Source organism: Pseudoalteromonas sp. D15MCD-2, assembly GCF_038562745.1.
In the GTDB taxonomy this organism is placed as follows: domain Bacteria; phylum Pseudomonadota; class Gammaproteobacteria; order Enterobacterales; family Alteromonadaceae; genus Pseudoalteromonas.
This window is the reverse complement of record NZ_JBCFQE010000001.1, coordinates 1,257,136-1,277,435: the sequence shown is the minus strand read 5'-3', so window position 1 is coordinate 1,277,435 and position 20,300 is coordinate 1,257,136. Positions and strand designations below refer to the sequence as shown.

Sequence of the window (20,300 nt, the reverse complement as noted above, 5' to 3'; positions counted from 1 at the left end):
CTATCATTAGTGTTTTACTTTTAAGCGCTGTACCTGGGTCAGCACATCTTCAGCTTTGGCGCCTAGGTAAACGTAAATTGCCAGTGCAATCAACAGACCTACCACAGCAAACATCATCAATACAGCAGGTATAACATACTCAGTTTGCCCGAGTGCTGCTTTAAACATGGTTAGTAAGGCTTCTATCGATACTGCAATCAAAATTGTTGAGATAAAGCGTGTGATCGTTCGTCTTGTCGAGCTGTGCCGAAAAATATCCTTATGCATGAGGATTTCTTCTTCTAGAATTGTTTTGCCTAAATCAAAAATAGCCAACGCTAAAGTAACAAAGATAATAATAGTAAATGGTTTAAGCGGGTCTGACTGGGTGTCTTCGCTTAAGACTAAGTCCGCCATTCCGGCAAATACTTTATATAACAGATAGAACACCAAGCAGAACAAACAAGCGACAATCAAGCCATAGCCCACCTTAAAGTAAGGTGTCATTCTGGCTCGCTTGGTGTCTCCCATAATAAATTCAATCAGTTCTGTTAAACACACATCGATAACCAAAAACTGCTGTTTATCGTTGCCTGAAGGGATTGTTTTGATCACTGAGATACAAAGGTGCTTAGTCGCAGTCGAAATATATGGCGAAGTAAAATGCGGCACGGGTGTTGACGAAGCGAGTAAAAAATAAGGCCGAGCACTTAAGTCCTGCCCAGCCCCAATATGACCCAGTTTCTTTTTGTACTGACGCTTAAAGCAAACATTGTCACCTTGCTGAATGCCTTGTTCATTCAAGCAATATTGCAATTCTAGAAATGGATATTGATTGACGAGCTGTTGGTAGGCTTGCTTGTTAGTCAACGATGCCTGAACACTGGCAAGTATAGAAAGAAGAAGTTCATGAATAAGCTGTTGTTGCTCTTCATAGCGTTCTATAGCACTTAAATAACTCATTCTGGCCATCTTGCTTCCTCAAAGTAGTGATATCCACTCTAGTTAAGCAAGGAAGACTCCAATTTTTATTTCAATTAATAATCAATTAGTTAATTTCGTGAACGGGAATGACATTAGAATAAAAGCACTATAAAGGTGCGCATTTTGTTTTATGAAGCACTAAAACGAAAAAAGCTGTAACTCTGTGAGTTACAGCTTTTTAATTTTGGTGCGGATGGGGGGACTTGAACCCCCACGGCCGAAGCCACCACCCCCTCAAGATGGCGTGTCTACCAATTCCACCACATCCGCATACAATTCTGTATGTTGTTAAGCTTTACGTTTACTTGAGGAATGAAAACTGCTTAACGATAATTAGCAAAGCTAATTAGTTAGGTACGTCAGACGTTTTATCTTCTGTCGCAGGCACATCAGATTGTGCTGGCGTTACAGTTTCAACAGCTGGCGCAGCTTCTAGGTTTTCCCACTCATCAGTCTTTTTGATTTGACCTGCAGTAAGGTTACCTAGAACAATACTTAGTACGAAGAAGATCGTCGCTAAGATTGTTGTTGTTTTAGTCATGAAGTTACCAGCACCTGATGAGCCAAATACGGTACCAGAAGCGCCAGCACCAAATGATGAACCCATATCTGCGCCTTTACCTTGTTGGATTAAAACCATACCAACTAATGCTAAAGCAACAATTAAATAAACTACTAATAAAATTTCGTACATCTTATACGGTCCCTTTTGCACTTTCACAGATAGCAGTAAATGAATCTGCTTTAAGACTCGCGCCACCAATAAGGCCGCCGTCTATATCTGGTTGTGCAAATAATAATTCGCTATTTTTTTCATTCACGCTACCACCATATAAGATGGTTAATTGCTGTGCTACGTCGCTATCTGAAGAAGCAATCTTCTCGCGGATAAACTTGTGCACGGCTTGCGCTTGCTCAGGAGAGGCAGTCTTACCTGTGCCAATGGCCCAAACGGGCTCGTATGCTACCACAGAATTCTTCAGTGCTGCTACACCTAATTTGCTAATTACAGCATCAATTTGAGCTGCAACCACTAATTCAGTTTCGTTTGCTTCACGTTGCTGCTCACTTTCACCCACACAAAGGATAGGAGTTAAGCCAACTTGCTGCGCTCGCGCAAACTTATCTGCAACAACTTCATCTGACTCTCCGTAGATACTACGACGTTCAGAGTGACCAACCAAAGTGTAAGCTGCGCCTAGGTCTTTGACTAGCTGAGCATCAACTTCACCAGTAAAAGCACCAGCTTGGTTTTCAGAGACTGTTTGCGAACCAAACGTGACGTTTTGTTGCTGCAAAGAACTCAACAATGGGAATGGTGGAAAGACCACTATATCCAGTTCATCCGATTGAACATTTTTGATAGCAGTTGATAACTGTTCAACAAGCTCTAGAGAGCCGTTCATTTTCCAATTACCTGCGACCATCGGCTTACGTGTTGCCATTATTCCACTCCACATTAGAAAGCGGGCAAGATACTAACTCGACTTGCCCAAAGTTACAAGAGGTTATTGTTATGCCTGGGTTTGTTTGCTCACAGTTTCGACAACTGCGGCTATTTTACGTGCGCTATCAAGGACAACTTTTTCCTGTTCAGCTTCAACCATTACTCGCACAACAGGTTCAGTACCTGATTTACGAAGTAATACACGACCTGTATCACCTAATTTTTCTTCAACTTGTGCAACAGCATCAATCACCGTTTGATCTTGCGTTGGATCAGTACCTTGTGGGTAGCGCACATTAATCATTTTCATTGGATATTTTGTAAAGCCAGCCCCTAAGTCTTGCAATGTTTTATTCTGCGCTACCATCGCTGCTAATACTTGCAAGCTTGAGATAATGCCATCACCTGTGCTAATTAAATCTAGATTTAATACGTGACCTGAGCTCTCGCCGCCGATTTTCCAACCCTTCTCTTGAAGTAGCTCCATCACATAGCGGTCACCCACTTTGCTGCGAGCAAACTCGATTCCACGAGCCTTTAAGGCATTCTCAAGACCCATATTTGACATGACAGTGCCAACGACACCACCACCTAAAATATCGTCATTTGCAGCTTGGCAAGCAATGATATAGACAATGTCATCGCCATCAAATACACGGCCATTATGGTCAACCATCATTACTCGGTCACCATCGCCATCGTAGGCAATACCAACATCGGCATTGTGTTCTAATACCTTGCGTTTAAGCGTTTCAACATGAGTTGCTCCACACTCTAAGTTGATATTTACCCCGTTTGGCTCACAGGCATGGCAGATAACATCCGCGCCTAGTTCACGCATTACTGAAGGTGCAATGTTATAAGTAGCACCGTTAGCACAATCGAGAACAATTTTTAAACCTTCAAGCGATAAGCCTTGCGGGAATTGGCTTTTGCAGAATTCAATGTAGCGACCATCAGCAGTTTCTAAACGACGCGCTTTACCAAGCTTATCAGAAGCAACACAGGTCATTGGTTCATCCATCATGGCTTCAATTTCAAGTTCTACTTCATCTGCAAGCTTTAAACCACGACCACTGAAAAACTTAATACCGTTATCATGGTAAGGGTTATGAGATGCACTAATCACAATACCCGCTTCAGCACGGAAAGTTTGCGTTAAATAAGCAACAGCTGGTGTCGGCATTGGGCCTAACAAAACAACATCAATACCAGCAGCAATTAAACCTGCCTCAAGTGATGTTTCGAGCATGTAGCCAGAAATACGGGTATCTTTACCAATAATGACTTTTTTTGTGCCAATTTTTGATAATACACGCCCTGCAGCCCAACCTAACTTTAAAGCAAATTCAGGTGTGATTGGAAACTCACCCACCATGCCACGAACACCATCTGTGCCAAAATACTTTCTTGTGTTACTCATTTGAAATTCCTCGATCACATGCTTGCCAAACCGCTAGCACGTCAGCTGTTTCTTGTACGTCATGAACACGAATAATTTTTGCGCCATTTTGTGCTGCTATCAGCGCACCGGCAAGGCTTCCCGCTAAGCGTTCATGTGTGTCTCTATTTAATAAATTACCAATCATCGATTTACGAGAAAGGCCTGCTAGTACTGGTAAATTGAATTTATTAAATATATTAAACTCTTTAAGTATTTGATAATTATGAGCCAAAGTCTTACCAAAGCCAAAGCCCGGGTCTAAAATAATACGTTGTTGCTGAATGCCCGCTTGCTCACACACAGCTAAACGCTCTGCAAAGAACTCATTAATATCATTAAACAAGTCATTATAATGCGGGTTACTTTGCATAGTGCGAGGCTGACCTTGCATATGCATTAAGCAAATTGCCACCTCTGGGTATTGTGCCAGTACCTCAATTGCACCAGGTTCTTGTAACGCTCTAACATCATTGATGATGTCAGCTCCTGCGATTATCGCTTGGCGCATTACTTCGCTCTTGCTGGTATCAATCGAAATAATACAATCACTGCTTGCTCTAAGCGCTTTAACTAAAGGAATAACGCGTTCAAGCTCATCTTCAAGAGATACATCAGGTGCCCCTGGGCGGGTAGACTCACCACCTATATCAATTATTTTTGCGCCTTGATTTAATAACGCATGAGCTTGTTTGACAGCGCTGTCTAGCTGGCAATAACTACCGCCATCAGAGAATGAATCTGGAGTGACATTTAAAATCCCCATCACCACTGGGGAATCGAGGTGTAATGTGCGACCTCGAGGTAAGTTAAGAACGGTCATTGAACACCTATGCTATAAATTAGCGTCAATTGCGCATTTATTATTCTAGATAACAGTTTGAAAATTGCGCATTTTTTGAAATAAAAAAGCCCCGACTAGCGGGGCCTTTCTGTGTCTAATTGTACCGACTATTCGGCTTTGTCATCAACATTTGTTTTTGTTTCTGATGATTCTTCTGGCTCTTTTGTGTCGTTTTCGACAACTTTTGCAGCAGAAGGAGCTGGCTTTTTATCATCTGAACGGCGGTCATGAACATCACGTGGCTCACGTACAGGCTGACGTGCCATTAAGTCATCAATTTGACCCGCATCAATCGTCTCGTACTTCATAAGTGCATCTTTCATCGCATGTAAGATATCAATGTTATCTTTAAGGATTTGCTCTGCACGTTGGTAGTTACGATCTGAGAATAAACGAACTTCTGTGTCGATCACTTTTGCAGTTTCATCAGACATGCTCATAGCACGGCTACCGCCGCCACCCATGTACATTTCGTTTTGATCTTCAGCGTAAAGTAATGGACCTAGTTTTTCACTTAGACCCCATTGAGTAACCATTTTACGAGCAATATCGGTTGCACGTTCAATATCGTTACTTGCACCGGTTGTCACTTTATCTTCACCATAGATCAGTGCTTCTGCTATACGACCACCGTAAAGGCTAGAGATCATTGACTCTAATAGCTCTTTAGAGTGGCTCACACGGTCTTGCTCAGGCAGGTACATAGTGACACCAAGTGCACGACCACGAGGAATGATAGACACTTTATAAACTGGATCATGTTCAGGTACCATGCGACCAACAATCGCGTGACCCGCTTCATGGTAAGCAGTCATTTCTTTTTCCTGCTCACTCATCACCATGGTCTTGCGCTCTGCACCCATCATGATTTTATCTTTTGCAGCGTCAAACTCTGCCATGCTTACTACACGTTTGTTACCACGAGCTGCGTATAACGCGGCTTCGTTAACTAAGTTTGCAAGGTCAGCACCAGAGAAACCTGGCGTACCACGTGCAATAACTGCGGCTTCTACGTTGTCGCCTAGTGGCACTTTACGCATGTGAACTTTAAGAATTTGTTCACGACCACGAATATCAGGAAGTCCAACAACAACTTGACGGTCAAAACGACCAGGACGTAATAACGCAGGGTCTAATACATCTGGGCGGTTCGTTGCAGCGATAACGATAATACCTTCGTTACCTTCAAAGCCGTCCATTTCAACAAGCATTTGGTTAAGTGTTTGCTCACGCTCATCGTGACCACCACCCATACCAGCGCCACGTTTACGGCCTACTGCATCGATTTCATCTATAAAGATGATACAAGGTGCTGCTTTTTTCGCTTGCTCGAACATGTCACGTACACGTGAAGCACCAACACCTACAAACATTTCTACGAAATCAGAACCTGAAATTGTGAAAAACGGCACTTTAGCTTCACCAGCTACTGCTTTAGCAAGTAACGTTTTACCCGTACCTGGAGGACCAACCATCAACACGCCTTTCGGGATGCTACCACCTAGCTTTTGGAATTTTGATGGGTCACGTAAGAAGTCAACCAGCTCAGTTACATCTTCTTTCGCTTCGTCACAACCAGCAACATCAGCAAACGTCGTTTTAACTTGGTCTTCACTCATCAGGCGCGCTTTACTCTTACCGAAAGACATCGCGCCTTTACCGCCACCACCTTGCATTTGACGCATGAAGAAAATCCACACACCAATAAGCAGTAACATCGGGAACCAAGAGATTAAAATGCTGGCGAGGAATGACTGCTCTTCTGGCTTAACGCCTTTTACATTAACGTTGCTTTTTAAAAGATCATTCAAGATGTCTTTATCATACATTGGCATGATGGTTTGAAAGCGCTCACCATTTGTTTTAGTACCAGTAATCGTACCTGTGGTGCTTTCAATTGAGACTTCTTGGATAGCGCCACTACGAGCGTCGCTAACAAATTGAGTGTAACTTGTTTGGCGATCTGCCTGATCACCACCATTAAAGCTCTGAAACACTGACATTAGCACTACTGCAATGACCAGCCAGAGTATTAGATTTTTCGCCATATCGCTCAAGGAGTTAACCTCTTGTATCCAATTAATTTAAATTCAACTTAACGCAGCACAACTGTACTACAGTTTGTAGCCTGTCGCCACTATATAAACTTCCCGAGAACGGGCGCGTGATGCATCGGGCTTTCTAATTTTAACCGCTTTAAAGCTATTACGTACTTCCTGCAAGTATTGATCAAATCCTTCGCCTTGGAAGACTTTGACACAAAATGCGCCATTTTTCTTTAAAACTTGGTGGCACATATCTAATGCCAACTCAACTAAGTACATACTACCAGCTTGGTCAACAGATGTATTGCCGCTCATATTGGGTGCCATATCAGAAAAAACTACATCAACATTTTTTCCATCAATACGGGTCAATAGTGCATCAAGTACCGCTTCTTCACGAAAGTCGCCTTGTAAGAAGTCAACACCTGCTAAGGAATCCATAGGTAAGATATCACAAGCAATTACTTGACCTTTATCACCTACTTTTTCTGCTAAATATTGCGACCAACTACCTGGCGCAGCACCTAAATCAACCACCGTCATCGATGGTTTGATTAATTTATCTTTGTTTTGAATTTCGTCTAATTTGAATACCGCACGAGAACGCCAACCTTTCTTTTGCGCTTCGTGAACATAAGGATCGTCGAAATGTTCTTTCAGCCAACGCTTAGAACTGGCTGAATGTTTTTTATTTGCCATAAAATTAATACGTAACTAATTAGTAATATTCTCTAGATGGCGTTAGAATACCCTTAATTCAAGCCATATTCAGCAAAATTTGTAACATGATGAAATTATCGAACAAACAAAAGCAGTTTTTAAAAGGCCAAGCGCACAGTTTAAAACCTGTTGTATTACTTGGTGCAAACGGATTAACCGAAGGCGTTTTAGTTGAAATTGAAAGCGCCCTAGAAATTCATGAACTAATCAAAGTTAAAGTTCCTACAGATGAACGTGAAACTAAAACATTGATTTTTGACGCAATTGTTCGCGAGACAGGCGCAATAAAACTACAAACAATTGGCCATACAATTGTATTGTATCGCCAAAGCGAAGAGAAAAAGATTCAATTACCACGCGGTTAATCCTGCCTTGTGAAATTTCGAATCAGAAAAAGCCAGCAAATATGCTGGCTTTTTTGTAGGCAGAAATAATTTTGCATTAATTTGTAACTAAACTTTTTAGCTAGGCTATTTTTGCTCTCGCGTGTATTTAAGAACCCGATTAATAAACTCGGTAGTTAATTCATTAATTAACCCTGTTTCTGCATTGAGAACTAAGCTAAACCCTATGTTTAGATGCGGGAATACTACAATATCGCTGCGATAGCCTTGAACCCAACCACTGTGGTAATAAAGTACTTCATCATCATAGTTGTAAACACGCCAACCCAATCCATAGTAAGCATCTTTAACATGGCTTCGCCAAACTCGGCGACGAGTTTCTTTTTTAGTATGTGTATAAGGACGGGTTTGTTTGATCAATGCTTCGAGTGGTAATACATCTGGGTATTGTCCTAGCTGCGCATTTAACCAAATAGCCATGTCATTTGCGCTGGCGTTTACACCTGCAGCTGCAGGCACTTTATAGTAATTTTTCTTTAAACGAGATGTATACCAACGCTTTCTACCGCGTACATGAGGGTGAGCATAGTTGTTGTCTTTAACCATCCCCTCAAAACCAACACTGGCATCCACCATTTTTAAAGGTGCAAAGATATATTCTGAAATCCAATGTGAGTAGTCCATCTGTGTTGATTGATAAATCACTGAGTCAATCAAACTAAACATCACATTTTGATAGCCGTAGCACTCGCTTGGTTTGCAGATAGGCTCAACAGTCAATAGCCGCTCGACAATATCTGGGTAACTCATACGCGACTCAATTAGGTTATCGTATGCATTAGGTACTAGGCCACTAGAATGACTAAGGATATGATAAATTTTTAAGTCATCTTTGTAAGCAGTATTAGAAAAAGCAGGAATAAACTTACTTATTGGGTCATCAATATTAAACTCCCCTTGCGCTGCAAGTTTAGCAGTTAATGAGCCCGCAAAGGTTTTAGAGACTGATGCCAATCGAAAGCGGGTATGTTTATCGACTTTACGACCTTTTTCTATTTTTGTTCGACCAATACCATTAATAAAATCATCATGACCAATATTTACAATCGCCAATGAACCACCTGGTATCCCTTTACTTTTTAATTTTCGGGTAAGGTGTTTATTATAATCAGCAACGAAAGTTTGCCATTGCTTATCACTCGAAGCAGCTTCTCCGCTAACAAAAAGCAGTAAAAAAGAAAAAAGAAAGGGAATTAAAGTTAAGCTGTACTTCATTATTTATTTTTTTAAGTCTGTTTAGGAAGTTTCTTATAACATAATATCATGAACTTTTGCCTCGACTAACGTACAATACGCTTAATCTTAAATATTTATGGGTAGATTAATCTTTATGCGCTTACTTGTAGTTTTGTTTTTTACTTTAATTTCAGCTGGTTGTGCCCTTAAACCTGAACCTGCGCCATTACTTTCGATGCCAAAGAAACCAAGCTTACAAAGCCAACGCTTTCAAGTAGAGTATCAAACAGAGCATGCAGCTCCTAAAGTGAAGTCAGTACAGTTGCCTGCACATGCAGTTAGTAAAAACCAAACTGTGGTGATAGTTGCCGACAAAACCAGTGTGACAGATACACTTTATACGCAACTGACTGAAGCACTTACAGCCAAACAATTAAAGGTTGTAGAAGATGGCACTCAAGCAGATTACACCCTATCTATTCACCAGCTTGACCTTGAACTGATTGAAGACACAGAATATCAATTAGTCAAACCAGAAAAGCCTCTGCCTTTATTTGATGAAGTTGCAAAACAGTTTCCAGTTCAGCAATGTGCGACTATTTTAGGTCAAGTAAGCATGCGCTTAACTCACAAGAAAACCGGTGATGTTGTGTGGTTTGCAAAGTCATCAATTGACAGCGCAAGCTTTCACCGTGAACCCCTAATTTATAGCTTTGTACAACAGCAAGTAATCAAGAATGAGCTTGAAGTAGCGAGCTTTGTGCACGAGCAAAACTCGGAACAAGCTCGCATGGCGCGAATTAATCAAGAAGTGACGATTCCTGCTTATCAAACTATCACGCAAATGACCGCCTTAAAAAAAGAGCAAGGCCCGTGTAACCGTACAGAAATTAGTGCACTTACACCTATGATGCAGTACTACCTGAGCAGCATTTTAATCGATAAAATTAAAGTTCAGTAACTAACTTTTGCTGTTTGTCTGCCCATAGGCAAACAGCTTCCCTCCTTGAATTTGCAACACTTTCTTACACTTGCAATTTCTATTACTACATTTTTTTACAGATTACAGGAACTCCTTAACAATATACTATAAGCTATTACCCTTTCTCACAGACAAGGAAGCAACATTGCGAGCTTACAGTGCCCTATTATTGATATGTTTAACCTTGCTTAGTACCACAAGCCAAGCAAGTAACCGCTATTATGCAGACAATACTTTAGAGCCAAGCCAAGGCTTTGCATGGGACTGGGGCATTGGTTTAGGTTACTACATTGAAGATTCTTACCTTGTAGGCATGGACTCTTACAATGATGGCATAGAGCCAGACGTACACCTCGCAGTTTCTTACGACAGCTTTTACCTCGATTACGACCAAAGCCAACTTAGCGGCGGTTTAACATTAGGTTACAGCGTTATCGATAAATTTGAATGGGGCTTAGATATTGTCGGCACCAACATTCAATCTGGCTTTGATGAAACAGGCTTAAATATTTATGGTAACGAAGTAATTAAAGAGCTTGAAGGGATCAGAACACGCGACTACGACTTTGATGTAGGTCTTCGCCTATCACGTCGCTTTGAAAACTCGCAAATTTCATTTGAATACCTGCATGATATATCAGGTGCGCATAATGGCTGGGTAATGAATTCGTTTTTTAGTCAGATCATTCCTTGGCGAAATTGGGAGTTTCGCTCTGGCGTTGGCTTAAGTGCCTACTCAGCAGACTTTACAAATTACTACTTTGGCATTTCAGAAGCTGAAGCACTCGAAACTCGCCCTGTATATAACCCAGATACCTCTTACAGCCTTATTTTTGAATTTCATGCAGAATACCCAATTAACAGACATTGGGTGTTTTTAACTGGTTGGTTATCGACTTGGTTTTCAAACGATATTCACCAAAGCCCTATTATTTCTCAAGAGTATCAGCATAAAGCCAAGGTAGGCGTGCGTTATGTTTTCTAAGTATTACTTGTGCTTTACCTTATTACTGTCAGGGCCATTACTCGCTGAGCAGCAATCTGTAGGCAAGAAAGATATTGAAAATGCGTTAGTTGCCCTGCCCGACACTTGCGTAGCGCTGCGTGAAGGTAGGAATTGCTACGCTGAAGTTGATTTAACATGGCATCAGCAGCAAGTTGGTAATTACTGCTTACGTAATGCGCAAAGCAAGCACATTATTCAGTGCTGGTTGATGCAACAAAAGGGCTTATTTAGATACCAATTTGATTCAGCAGAAACCATAGGTTTTGAACTTATAAGCAGTGATAACGGTAAGGTTGTCGCAAGTACTGAAATACAATTACAGTGGGTCTATCAAAATCGTCAGAAGAAACGTCGTTGGCGACTGTTCTAAGCAGGAGTAAATAATGGAACATTACGGAACTATCTTATTAGTAGAAGATGATATTTCTCTCGCCAATTGGGTTGCGGAATATTTAATTGAACAAGGCTATCAAACAACAATATGCCAACGTGGCGACCAAGTGGTTGAACAGGTGCGTAAAACAAACCCTGACTTAGTTTTGTTAGATATTATGCTGCCTGGTCAAGACGGTATTAGTGTGTGCCGTGATTTAAGACAGTTTTATCAGGCCCCGATTATTATGCTCACCGCACGTGATGATGAAATGGATGAAGTGATTGGCCTTGAAGTTGGTGCCAGTGATTACATGATGAAACCCGTTCGCCCTCGCGCTTTATTAGCACGTATAAAAGCAGCACTTCGCTCTAAATCAGATACACAAGAATCAAGCACAAGCTCTGAGCTTATTAATGTGGGTAAGTTATCAATCAATACTGAGTCACGTACCGTTTACTTTAATAATGATGAGGTTCATATCTCAAGCGCTGAGTACCTACTACTGCATTATTTAGCAAGTAATGCAGGTCAAGTGGTTTCACGTGATGCAGTGTTTAAGGCAACGAAAGGGCGCGAATATGATGGCTTAGACAGAAGTGTGGATGTGCTGATTTCATCATTACGTAAAAAATTTAATGATGACCCTCAGCACCCTGAAAAAATTAAAACTATCTGGGGCAAAGGCTATTTACTTGTTGCCACCGCTTGGCAATAACGACTCGCGCCTGTGAAAAAGTTTTATATCTCACTCCTTGGCAGTGCCCTGCTTTCAATCATCGTGTTGGGTTGGCTAATTGATGCTTTTAGCCAACAAACCCAAGCACCTCAGGATGTGTTTTCTAGCGAAACACAAATGATTAAAGGCTTTGCAAAGCAACTCGCTAAGTATGATGCTAAAGAGCGTGAGCAAGCTATTGCGGATATTAACCAAAACTTTGCTGTGCAACTAGAGTATCGCCCTACACAGTCGCTTGCGCTACCTCATTCATTGTTAACACAAATAACCCAACCTAGTGGCCTTATCCTCGAAGATCAGCAAGGATACTATTTACTTTACAGTGAAGCAGCTTTAGGCACACACCACTTAAAAATGCGTTTAGATAAAGACTTAACACACGAGCAAGGCAACGATGTATTACTGACCTTGTTATTCTACGCTGGGTTATGCGTATTTATGGGCTTTATCATTGCGCCACTGGCCAAGCGTTTAACGGTATTAAACGAAGCGGCACAACGCTTTGCTAAAGGTGATTTAAAAAGCCGTATTCACTTATCTCACTTTACCTATATCAAAGATGTTGAGCTGACATTTAACCGTATGGCGAGTCAAATTGAAAAACTTCTTGATGAAAATAAGTTAATGGCATCAAGTTTATCTCACGATATTCGCACACCTATCGCCTGCTTAAGGTTTGGTCTCGAGGCAGCGCAAGACTGCCCTAATAACGAAAAGCGCCTTGAGTATCTTGCTCGAATGGAAAACGACTTAGATCAAATGGAGTCAATGCTAAAAAGTTACTTGGCATTTGCAACCCTTGAGCAAAAAGCGAATCAGTTGACCTTTAATCATTCTGATCTAGAAACCTATATTCTTACTTTAATTCATCAAATTGAGCCTAAGCTTGAACAACAAAGCTTGCGCATTAATCACCGAGTTGAAGGCGGTGATATTTGTGCTGATTTACACTGGTTAGCTCGGGCCATTGTTAATTTATTAAGTAATGCTTGCGACTTTGCTGAATCAGAAATTTTGCTCAGTGCAACCAGTACCAGTGAATCCGTCACCATAAAAATTGAAGATGACGGTCCGGGTGTCAGCGAACAAAACTGGCAAAAAGTATTTACTCCATTTTTCCAAGAACAAACACATCGTAACCGGGATGGCGAAAGCTACGGGCTTGGCCTTGCTATCGTTGCGAAAGTGGTTGATTGGCATCATGGTACGGTCGAAGTATCAAAAAGTAAGCAACTAGGTGGCGCGTGTTTTACTCTTTCAATTCAAAATAAAAGCCACTAAACATGTTTCATTTGTGCTAATTGTTTCGTATTGTAATGCGCAATTGCACGAAATCTACGCTGACAGCTCGCACATAACGAAGAACAACGAAAATGCGGATGATTAATCCTTTTTATTTAGCGTTAATTCAAGTAGATTGTCAGCGCCGTCACAAATAGAGAAGTAACAACAATATGAGCGCATCACGTGGGGAGTTTAGCTCCCGCTTTGGATTTATTATGGCTGCAGCAGGCTCTGCTGTTGGCTTAGGAAATATTTGGGGTTTCCCTACACAAACTGCAAGTAATGGCGGTGCCGCATTTTTAGTGGCTTATTTAGTGTTAGCATTTTGTCTTGCTTATCCTGCTTTAATGGCTGAGTTAGTCATTGGTCGTCATGGTCAAGCTAATGCCGTCACTTCACTTCGAAAAGTAACAAATCAAGCATGGCAAAAGAAGTTTGCCTTCATGGTAGGTTTTGGCGGTATTATTTGTGCGGGTTTAATTTTAAGCTTCTATGCTATCGTCGCAGGCTGGATGCTGAGTGCGACACTCGAACCCGTTGCGCAATTAGCGGGGCAAGAGCAAGCTGGCACTTGGCTTAGTGAGCAGTCACTATCAAGAAACCTTTTATTCACTGCCGCATTTATTATTTTAACTGTTGCGATTATCTCTAAAGGCGTCGAAAACGGCATTGAAAAATGGTCTAAGCGCTTAATGCCTGCCCTGTTAGGCATTTTATTTATGCTAATTATCTATGTAATGACTCAAGATGGCGCAATGGAAGGCTTAAAAGCGTATTTAGTGCCAGACTTTTCATCGATTTTAAACCCTGAGTTATTAGTGAATGCGTTAGGACAAGCATTTTTCTCATTATCGCTTGGTACCAGCGTAATGATCATCTATGGCTCATACATCAGCAAGAAAGAGAACTTAGTATCGTTAGGCGCTTATGTGACTTTAATCGATGTGTTCATTGCCTTTGTAGCCGGTTTACTCATTATTCCTGCAATGTATGTAGCACAGGCACAAGGCGTACAAATTTTTTCAGCCGAGGGTGCACTACTTTCTGAAGATACCTTAGTATTCCAAGTTCTTCCGGCACTTTTCACTAGCATGGGTGATGTGGGTATTTTTGTTGGCTTTGCTTTTTTCGCGTTAATGAGTATTGCAGCGTTAACCTCATCGATTTCGATGCTAGAAGCACCAGTTTCCTATGCTGTTGAACGCTTTGCGTTAAAGCGTGTGCAAGCAACATGGATCATTGGCGGTATTATTGCGCTCATTAGTTTTACAATTGTCTTTAACTTAGGCACCTTGTTTGGCTTTGTGATCACCTTAACCACTAAGATTGGTCAACCAATTCTAGGCTTAATGTGTTGTATTTTTGTCGGTTGGATTTGGCATCGCGCGTCACTGCTAAAAGAAATTCAACAAGGATGCCCTGAAGCTGCCAATAGCTTCTTCTGGAAAGTATGGCCATGGTATATCAAGTTTATTTGCCCACTAGCCATATCACTGGTATTTGCCAACTCTCTGTTAAGCTAACAAATGTTTATGTTTGAAGTGGCCATTTAGGCTACTTCAAACACATATCTTGATGTGGAATGCCATCTTCTAGGTAATCATCGCCCACATTTTCAAAACCAAATTGCTGATAAAACCCTGTTAAATAACACTGAGCACCAATCATAATCGCTTTGTCAGGCCAATGCTCTTTACATGTGTCTATCGCAGTTTGCACCAACTTACTCGCCAAACCTTCACCACGAAATTGCTTTGCTACCAGCACACGACCAAATGCGCTAAATTGCTCACTCTTTTTATAGCATCGTGCATAGGCTGCCACTTGCTGACCTTTAAATAAGAACACGTGCTGGGTCAGTTCATTGTTATCCACTTCGTCAATTTCTGGGTAAGGGCAAGTTTGCTCTACCACAAATACATCTACCCGCGCCCGTAAAATGGCAAATAACTCATCTTTACTGAGTTCGCTATAACTTTTAACAGTAAACATAACGCTCCTTTATGAAGACAAAAAACCCAGCCGTAGCTGGGTTTTAACTAGCTATTTAGTCGTTAATCTTTAAGCAAATAATCGTTCTAGCTGATCACACAACTGCGATAGGTTTACATGATCATGCTCTATAGTTAAATCGACATAACCATCCCCTCTAAAGGCACGGTCAAGTTCAATCAGTACATGAGTTTTGTGCGCTTCAGGCACAAACGACAACTCTATCTCTTGTAGACCAAATAGGCTTCGGCTATTTGGGCGATACTCTAGCTCTTGATAACATCCCGAATGTGATTGGAATGTAGGTGCTCTTAAGAAGCCTTTTTCAACATCCGCTTTCACTAGGCTAAAACCAAGCCTATCCATCGCTTCCATTAACGTGCTTACGGCATCATTAGGATAAATGTGAAGTGCATCACGATCAGTTGGATCAAGTGCTAAATCAATATCTAGGCCTGTTTCAAGCCACACATGTGATTGGTTATAACCAGCGTTAATTTCGGTGATCGGTGTTTCTGAATGCAGTCGCGCTTCAAATGGAATATGTTTTTCTGCACCTGCTGCAATCGTGCCGATATCTGTAATTCGCCACTTTTCAATTACATGGTTTGTAAAGTACTCACCATCTTCACCTTCGACTTTAACACGTGTCATCAGTGCTAAGTCTAAACCCGATATGTCTTGATCAACATCGCCGCCTTTAATAACAATAACGGCATTAAATTTTTGACCCGGTTGTAAATGCTCTGTCTCAAGTACAGTGTCAACTTTTGCTGCACCAATACCTACTGATGCAAGGATTTTCTTAAACATCTTTTCTCCTTAAGCCAGCTTATAACCTATGGCTTAAATTCCTTTGTTAATGCATCTTAACCACAATTAAAAGCTAATGTCAGCGAAAAAATGATGCTTTTGGTGGATTAATCAATAAATCATGTATAAGTGCTTATTTTTTGAACTCTCACTGTCTGATATTGTTTTCCAACAACAAATATTTCGCTACACTTCTAGCAAATGAAGTCAAAAGAAAAACTATGGAACTAATCTACTTTGCTACCGCGTTCGTTTGTGGCTTTGCTGTTTACCAGCTAAAGCTGCCTCCTCTTATCGGCTTTTTATTAGCGGGTTTTGCACTTAACCTATATGGATATAAGACAACCGAGCTGCTTAATACGTTGGCAAGCTTGGGAGTTACTTTGTTATTGTTTAGCATTGGTCTTAAGCTCAAAGTATCAAACTTAATGAAACCACAAGTTTGGGCGCCCGCCTCAATGCATATTGTTTTAAGCAGTACGCTCTTTAGTGGTTTTATGTTGTTGCTAGGAGCCCTTGCACTGCCTTTATTTAACGAACTTAGTTGGCAAAGTGCATTGTTAGTCGGTTTTGCCTTTAGCTTCTCGAGCACCGTATTTGCCGTAAAAGTGCTTGAAGAACGCGGTGAAATGGCAAGCCTCCATGGTAAAATCGCCATTGGTATCTTAGTTATGCAAGATATCTTTGCCGTTATATTCTTAGCCATCAGCACTGGTAAAGCCCCTAACATTTGGGCTTTGGCATTATTGGTTGGTTTACCTATTTTACGCCCTGTGATGTTTTGGGTATTAAATCGCTCAAAACACGGTGAGTTATTGCCCCTGTTTGGCTTTTTCTTTGCGCTAATTATTGGTTACCAAGCCTTCGAGTTTGCAGGCCTTAAAGGTGATTTAGGTGCGTTGATTATCGGTATGATGTTCGCGTCGCACAAAAAAGCCGGTGAATTATCAAAATCACTTCTTAATTTAAAAGACGTGTTACTGGTTGGCTTTTTCTTAAATATTGGTTTGAATGCAGAGCTGACTAGCCATGCTGTAATTGTTGCACTCATTATTATTTTGGTTTTGCCTGTAAAAGTTGCACTTTATTATGTGCTGACAAACGCTTTCAAATTACGTGCTCGTACTTCACTATTAAGCGCGTTTAGCTTAGCTAACTACAGTGAATTTGGTTTGATTGTCTGCGCCGTTGCAGCCACCAGCAATCTAATCACGTCTGAATGGCTAGCTGTCATGGCTATCGCTGTGTCAATCACCTTTATACTCGCATCACCTTTAAATAAACGCTCGAATGAAGTGTATGTAAAAATTGAACATTGGTTGCTTAAATTTGAAAGTAACAGCCGTCTTGCAGAAGAGCTGCCAGTTAATCTAAATGACACTAAAATCGTGATCTTTGGTATGGGTCGAATTGGTACAGGTGCCTATGAAACAATCAGCCAAACTCACCCTAACCTTGTCGCTGGTATCGATATTAAGCCGGATGTTGTTGATAAGCATATTAAACGAGGCCGCAGAGTGTTACTTGCTGATGCCACTGACCCTGACTTTTGGCAGCGGGTAAACCACTCACATGTAGGTATGGTGATGCTTGCAATGCCAAAACACATGCAAAATATTTTTGCCTTAGAGCAACTGCGTGCTTCTGGTTATGAAGGTCAAGTTACAGCGATTGCAAACTATCCAGATCAGCAAAAAGAACTAGAGGATATGGGTGTCGATTCTACTTATAACTTCTATTTAGAAGCTGGTAGCGGCTTCGCAGAGCATGTAAAACAAAAACTTTTCTCTTAATGTAAAAAATAATTCTCGGTACCTTTTCATGGTACTGAGAATTATTTTCACTGTATTCAGTTAGTTGGCTAACTAGTTTTCACGACATATCAAATCAGTCCCTCTATTGGGTCAAGCTTATTTACAAAGCTTTACATCCAGATTAGCAATCAGGCTAAAAAAAAGAGTAGAATTAATTTCAAGATGCTTAGCTAAGTATCTATTTTTAACACAAAAAAGTTTAACAGTGTTGTGTATTACCGCTGTTTTTAATTCAGCACTGTTAGATGGATTGAGGTTGTTTAAATGAAAAATAAGTTTACCAACGAATTTTTAGCAAACACGGATGATGCACGTGCTGGGAAACTTTCAGATATTCAGCAGCAACTTGATGAGTTACAAAACAATGGCATGACTGCAATGGATATTAGAACAGTGCTATTCAACAAGATGCTCGATGTATATCAAGTACCAAGCGATCATTTTCTTCGTGATGGTGAAACACCAGAACGAATCGACGACCCAGCTATTGTCGTTAAGCTAAATAAACTTGGCTTTACGAAAAAGCGTCGTCACCAACTACACTAATACGCCGTAATTAGTGGTTGTTATTCTGAGGGCCTACATCCCTCACTAAATAGGCTGTTTCTTGCCCGTCACAGCCTATTTTCTCTCTCCTTTTTACCGTATCATCTAGCTTTAAAATTTCTTTGAGATAAAGATGGATTCAGCTCAACTCAAACGCGCCATAAATACTAAGATGCCATTTGGAAAGTATGCTGGTCGCCCTTTATTGTTGCTGCCAGAGCCTTATTTAGTCTGGTTTAAACAGCAAGGATTTCCTGATTCCCAGTTAGGCGCACAGCTGGCAATGATGTATGAAGTGAAGCTCAATGGCCTTGAAAAAATGCTAATGCCATTATTAGATGAAAAATAATTAAAATTTTTTCGAACTTTTATTTTTAAGTGCGGTCTATTACTTTGCTACTTGTTTATTTTTGGTTTTAATCTTTAAAAAGCGCCCTAGGCGCTTTTTTTATGCCTGCAATTTAAAGCGAGTTACTTTTAAACAAATGAATAGTAAATTTAGCTCCACCTAATGGTGAGTCACACACCTCAGACTGCCCTTGATGCCAACTAACAATTTTAGCAACAATCGCCAGACCTAACCCAAAACCACCGGTTTTCTTATCACGACTTTTATCTAAACGAGTGAATGGCTTAAAAATACTTTGCCACTCAGATTTAGCGATCCCTGGGCCGTCGTCTTCAACACTTATTTGTATCGAATCCCCTAAATCTTCAAGACTTACATGAATTTTATGATTGGCGTATTTTTGTGCATTGCCTAATAGGTTTTGAATACAACGCGCCATAAAATGCTCGTCACACTCGTAGTAAAGCTGCTTAGGTGCACTCACTGCAACCTCTATATCAGTAGCAAACTCAAGTTTATTCACCACACTATTGATAAGCGCTGTTAGGTCACAGGAACGGGGCTTTAAGCTTGGTTGGTGTGAATCAAGTCGTGCGTATTCAAGCATTTCTGACACCAGTGCTTCAAGCTCTGCAATATCAGCCTGCATGTTATCAATGTATGCATACGACTTTTCATTCTCGATTTGCTCTTCGAGCATGGCAACAGCAAACTTTAAACGCGCAAGGGGTGTTCTAAACTCATGAGAAACGGAAGAAGTCAGCTCTTGCTGCGCAGCCAGTAGATACTGAATACGTTCTTGCATCGCGTTTAGGGTATCAGTAATCGGCAGAAAAAATGATTTAGAGGCATCCTGAAGCTCAAAGTCTTGCGATCCTCCTACAGCTTCACAGGCAAGCGTCAATTTATTAAAGTCACGCCATAGCAATAGGCTCCAGAGTCCAATTGGTAGGCCAATCACAGTTAATAATAAAAAGTATGGCCAAACGGAGCTAAAGTTTGGATTTTCAACTGAAAGTGGGCCTACATGTAAAAGCTGAGTGTCATTAAGAGCTATGTACCAAACCACTTTTTGTTCTTGATTGAACAAATACAGGTAATGGTCATTGTTGAGCTGTGTTTTTAGGTCTTCAGGAAGTGCTAGATCGGTAAGATTAATTATCTCGCTTTCGAATTCTTGTTGGAGTGTCGCTAAGCCATTTTCAGTTTGGCTTAAGAACCACAGAGATTTACCAAATTCTTGGTCTAGGGCTATTTGCTGTTGCGTTTCTTCGTAGGGCCATAACTGCTCTATGACCCCACTAACTAGAAACAGAGAAACTATTATATAAAGATATAAGCTAGCAAATAGTTTCCCCATTA

The 20,300-nt window shown here is 40.9% G+C and carries 21 protein-coding genes and 1 tRNA gene; 10 read left to right on the top strand and 12 right to left on the bottom strand.

The window, feature by feature from the left end; translation table 11 throughout:
- Nucleotides 1-6: 6 nt before the first annotated feature.
- From AADY36_RS05670 to rlmE, 8 genes are all read right to left on the bottom strand, one after another.
- The gene (locus AADY36_RS05670) at nt 7-951 is read right to left on the bottom strand and encodes a general glycosylation pathway protein (RefSeq protein WP_239964623.1); all 945 of its coding nucleotides are present in this window, start codon (nt 949-951) and stop codon (nt 7-9) included.
- Between the two features lie 197 nt (nt 952-1,148).
- Nucleotides 1,149-1,233: transfer RNA gene (locus AADY36_RS05665), tRNA-Leu, on the bottom strand.
- A gap of 76 nt (nt 1,234-1,309) precedes the next feature.
- Nucleotides 1,310-1,657, bottom strand: coding sequence for a preprotein translocase subunit SecG (gene secG / locus AADY36_RS05660; RefSeq protein ID WP_054551698.1), 348 nt, complete (start codon nt 1,655-1,657; stop codon nt 1,310-1,312).
- 1 nt (nt 1,658) lies between these two features.
- Entirely contained in the window at nt 1,659-2,408 is a 750-nt protein-coding gene (tpiA, locus tag AADY36_RS05655; protein ID WP_055020942.1) for a triose-phosphate isomerase, read from the bottom strand.
- 69 nt (nt 2,409-2,477) lie between these two features.
- Nucleotides 2,478-3,833 carry a phosphoglucosamine mutase gene (gene glmM / locus AADY36_RS05650; RefSeq protein ID WP_054561859.1) on the bottom strand — a complete coding sequence of 452 codons (1,356 nt, stop codon included), beginning with the start codon at nt 3,831-3,833 and terminating at the stop codon, nt 2,478-2,480.
- Nucleotides 3,826-4,674, bottom strand: coding sequence for a dihydropteroate synthase (gene folP / locus AADY36_RS05645; RefSeq protein ID WP_054561860.1), 849 nt, complete (start codon nt 4,672-4,674; stop codon nt 3,826-3,828). The genes glmM and folP overlap by 8 nt, the downstream gene beginning before the upstream one ends.
- A gap of 128 nt (nt 4,675-4,802) precedes the next feature.
- The gene (gene ftsH, locus AADY36_RS05640; RefSeq protein ID WP_054561861.1) at nt 4,803-6,743 is read right to left on the bottom strand and encodes an ATP-dependent zinc metalloprotease FtsH; all 1,941 of its coding nucleotides are present in this window, start codon (nt 6,741-6,743) and stop codon (nt 4,803-4,805) included.
- A gap of 66 nt (nt 6,744-6,809) precedes the next feature.
- Complete coding sequence (gene rlmE, locus AADY36_RS05635; RefSeq protein WP_054551703.1) at nt 6,810-7,439, bottom strand: 23S rRNA (uridine(2552)-2'-O)-methyltransferase RlmE; 630 nt, start codon at nt 7,437-7,439, stop codon at nt 6,810-6,812.
- A gap of 89 nt (nt 7,440-7,528) precedes the next feature.
- On the opposite strand from rlmE, the gene yhbY reads away from it, so the two are divergent.
- Complete coding sequence (gene yhbY / locus AADY36_RS05630) at nt 7,529-7,825, top strand: ribosome assembly RNA-binding protein YhbY (RefSeq protein WP_054562018.1); 297 nt, start codon at nt 7,529-7,531, stop codon at nt 7,823-7,825.
- 105 nt (nt 7,826-7,930) lie between these two features.
- Here yhbY and AADY36_RS05625 read toward each other — a convergent pair whose 3' ends face one another.
- Nucleotides 7,931-9,079: a serine hydrolase domain-containing protein gene (locus AADY36_RS05625; RefSeq protein ID WP_239963980.1), complete on the bottom strand. Its 1,149-nt coding sequence runs from the start codon at nt 9,077-9,079 to the stop codon at nt 7,931-7,933.
- A 115-nt stretch (nt 9,080-9,194) separates the two neighbouring features.
- Here AADY36_RS05625 and AADY36_RS05620 point away from each other — a divergent pair, with 115 nt between their 5' ends.
- The 6 genes from AADY36_RS05620 to AADY36_RS05595 all read left to right on the top strand — a co-directional run bounded on the left by AADY36_RS05620 (nt 9,195) and on the right by AADY36_RS05595 (nt 14,947).
- The gene (locus AADY36_RS05620; protein WP_054561863.1) at nt 9,195-10,001 is read left to right on the top strand and encodes a hypothetical protein; all 807 of its coding nucleotides are present in this window, start codon (nt 9,195-9,197) and stop codon (nt 9,999-10,001) included.
- 166 nt (nt 10,002-10,167) lie between these two features.
- The gene (locus tag AADY36_RS05615) at nt 10,168-11,007 is read left to right on the top strand and encodes a MipA/OmpV family protein (protein WP_054561864.1); all 840 of its coding nucleotides are present in this window, start codon (nt 10,168-10,170) and stop codon (nt 11,005-11,007) included.
- Nucleotides 10,997-11,398, top strand: coding sequence for a DUF3019 domain-containing protein (locus AADY36_RS05610; RefSeq protein ID WP_054561865.1), 402 nt, complete (start codon nt 10,997-10,999; stop codon nt 11,396-11,398). Before AADY36_RS05615 ends, AADY36_RS05610 begins: the two co-directional genes overlap by 11 nt.
- Before the next feature lie 13 nt (nt 11,399-11,411).
- Nucleotides 11,412-12,119, top strand: a complete 708-nt coding sequence (locus AADY36_RS05605) for a response regulator transcription factor (protein WP_054561866.1) — start codon at nt 11,412-11,414, stop codon at nt 12,117-12,119.
- A gap of 12 nt (nt 12,120-12,131) precedes the next feature.
- Nucleotides 12,132-13,421: an ATP-binding protein gene (locus AADY36_RS05600; RefSeq protein ID WP_239963978.1), complete on the top strand. Its 1,290-nt coding sequence runs from the start codon at nt 12,132-12,134 to the stop codon at nt 13,419-13,421.
- A gap of 173 nt (nt 13,422-13,594) precedes the next feature.
- Complete coding sequence (locus AADY36_RS05595) at nt 13,595-14,947, top strand: sodium-dependent transporter (protein ID WP_055197004.1); 1,353 nt, start codon at nt 13,595-13,597, stop codon at nt 14,945-14,947.
- 31 nt (nt 14,948-14,978) lie between these two features.
- Here AADY36_RS05595 and AADY36_RS05590 read toward each other — a convergent pair whose 3' ends face one another.
- Complete coding sequence (locus tag AADY36_RS05590; RefSeq protein ID WP_054561869.1) at nt 14,979-15,416, bottom strand: GNAT family N-acetyltransferase; 438 nt, start codon at nt 15,414-15,416, stop codon at nt 14,979-14,981.
- Nucleotides 15,417-15,485: 69 nt separating this feature from the next.
- Nucleotides 15,486-16,229, bottom strand: a complete 744-nt coding sequence (locus AADY36_RS05585; protein ID WP_054561870.1) for a sporulation protein — start codon at nt 16,227-16,229, stop codon at nt 15,486-15,488.
- 221 nt (nt 16,230-16,450) lie between these two features.
- On the opposite strand from AADY36_RS05585, the gene AADY36_RS05580 reads away from it, so the two are divergent.
- From AADY36_RS05580 to AADY36_RS05570, 3 genes are all read left to right on the top strand, one after another.
- Nucleotides 16,451-18,022 (top strand): cation:proton antiporter family protein, encoded by a 1,572-nt coding sequence (locus AADY36_RS05580; RefSeq protein ID WP_054561871.1) that lies wholly within the window; start codon nt 16,451-16,453, stop codon nt 18,020-18,022.
- Nucleotides 18,023-18,307: 285 nt separating this feature from the next.
- On the top strand, nt 18,308-18,589 hold the full coding sequence (locus AADY36_RS05575) for a hypothetical protein (RefSeq protein ID WP_054561872.1): 282 nt from the start codon (nt 18,308-18,310) through the stop codon (nt 18,587-18,589).
- 133 nt (nt 18,590-18,722) lie between these two features.
- Nucleotides 18,723-18,938: a DUF3820 family protein gene (locus AADY36_RS05570; protein ID WP_054561873.1), complete on the top strand. Its 216-nt coding sequence runs from the start codon at nt 18,723-18,725 to the stop codon at nt 18,936-18,938.
- Between the two features lie 112 nt (nt 18,939-19,050).
- Here the strand turns inward: AADY36_RS05570 and AADY36_RS05565 are convergent, their stop codons facing one another.
- Nucleotides 19,051-20,298 (bottom strand): ATP-binding protein, encoded by a 1,248-nt coding sequence (locus AADY36_RS05565; RefSeq protein WP_342408635.1) that lies wholly within the window; start codon nt 20,296-20,298, stop codon nt 19,051-19,053.
- Nucleotides 20,299-20,300 lie beyond the last annotated feature (2 nt).

Coding starts and splice junctions, on each gene's coding strand:
- AADY36_RS05670 (WP_239964623.1), bottom strand. CDS start 951: ATGGCCAGAATGAGTTATTTAAGTGCTATAGAACGCTATGAAGAGCAA.
- secG (WP_054551698.1), bottom strand. CDS start 1,657: ATGTACGAAATTTTATTAGTAGTTTATTTAATTGTTGCTTTAGCATTA.
- tpiA (WP_055020942.1), bottom strand. CDS start 2,408: ATGGCAACACGTAAGCCGATGGTCGCAGGTAATTGGAAAATGAACGGC.
- glmM (WP_054561859.1), bottom strand. CDS start 3,833: ATGAGTAACACAAGAAAGTATTTTGGCACAGATGGTGTTCGTGGCATG.
- folP (WP_054561860.1), bottom strand. CDS start 4,674: ATGACCGTTCTTAACTTACCTCGAGGTCGCACATTACACCTCGATTCC.
- ftsH (WP_054561861.1), bottom strand. CDS start 6,743: ATGGCGAAAAATCTAATACTCTGGCTGGTCATTGCAGTAGTGCTAATG.
- rlmE (WP_054551703.1), bottom strand. CDS start 7,439: ATGGCAAATAAAAAACATTCAGCCAGTTCTAAGCGTTGGCTGAAAGAA.
- yhbY (WP_054562018.1), top strand. CDS start 7,529: ATGAAATTATCGAACAAACAAAAGCAGTTTTTAAAAGGCCAAGCGCAC.
- AADY36_RS05625 (WP_239963980.1), bottom strand. CDS start 9,079: ATGAAGTACAGCTTAACTTTAATTCCCTTTCTTTTTTCTTTTTTACTG.
- AADY36_RS05620 (WP_054561863.1), top strand. CDS start 9,195: ATGCGCTTACTTGTAGTTTTGTTTTTTACTTTAATTTCAGCTGGTTGT.
- AADY36_RS05610 (WP_054561865.1), top strand. CDS start 10,997: ATGTTTTCTAAGTATTACTTGTGCTTTACCTTATTACTGTCAGGGCCA.
- AADY36_RS05605 (WP_054561866.1), top strand. CDS start 11,412: ATGGAACATTACGGAACTATCTTATTAGTAGAAGATGATATTTCTCTC.
- AADY36_RS05595 (WP_055197004.1), top strand. CDS start 13,595: ATGAGCGCATCACGTGGGGAGTTTAGCTCCCGCTTTGGATTTATTATG.
- AADY36_RS05590 (WP_054561869.1), bottom strand. CDS start 15,416: ATGTTTACTGTTAAAAGTTATAGCGAACTCAGTAAAGATGAGTTATTT.
- AADY36_RS05585 (WP_054561870.1), bottom strand. CDS start 16,229: ATGTTTAAGAAAATCCTTGCATCAGTAGGTATTGGTGCAGCAAAAGTT.
- AADY36_RS05580 (WP_054561871.1), top strand. CDS start 16,451: ATGGAACTAATCTACTTTGCTACCGCGTTCGTTTGTGGCTTTGCTGTT.
- AADY36_RS05575 (WP_054561872.1), top strand. CDS start 18,308: ATGAAAAATAAGTTTACCAACGAATTTTTAGCAAACACGGATGATGCA.
- AADY36_RS05570 (WP_054561873.1), top strand. CDS start 18,723: ATGGATTCAGCTCAACTCAAACGCGCCATAAATACTAAGATGCCATTT.
- AADY36_RS05565 (WP_342408635.1), bottom strand. CDS start 20,298: ATGGGGAAACTATTTGCTAGCTTATATCTTTATATAATAGTTTCTCTG.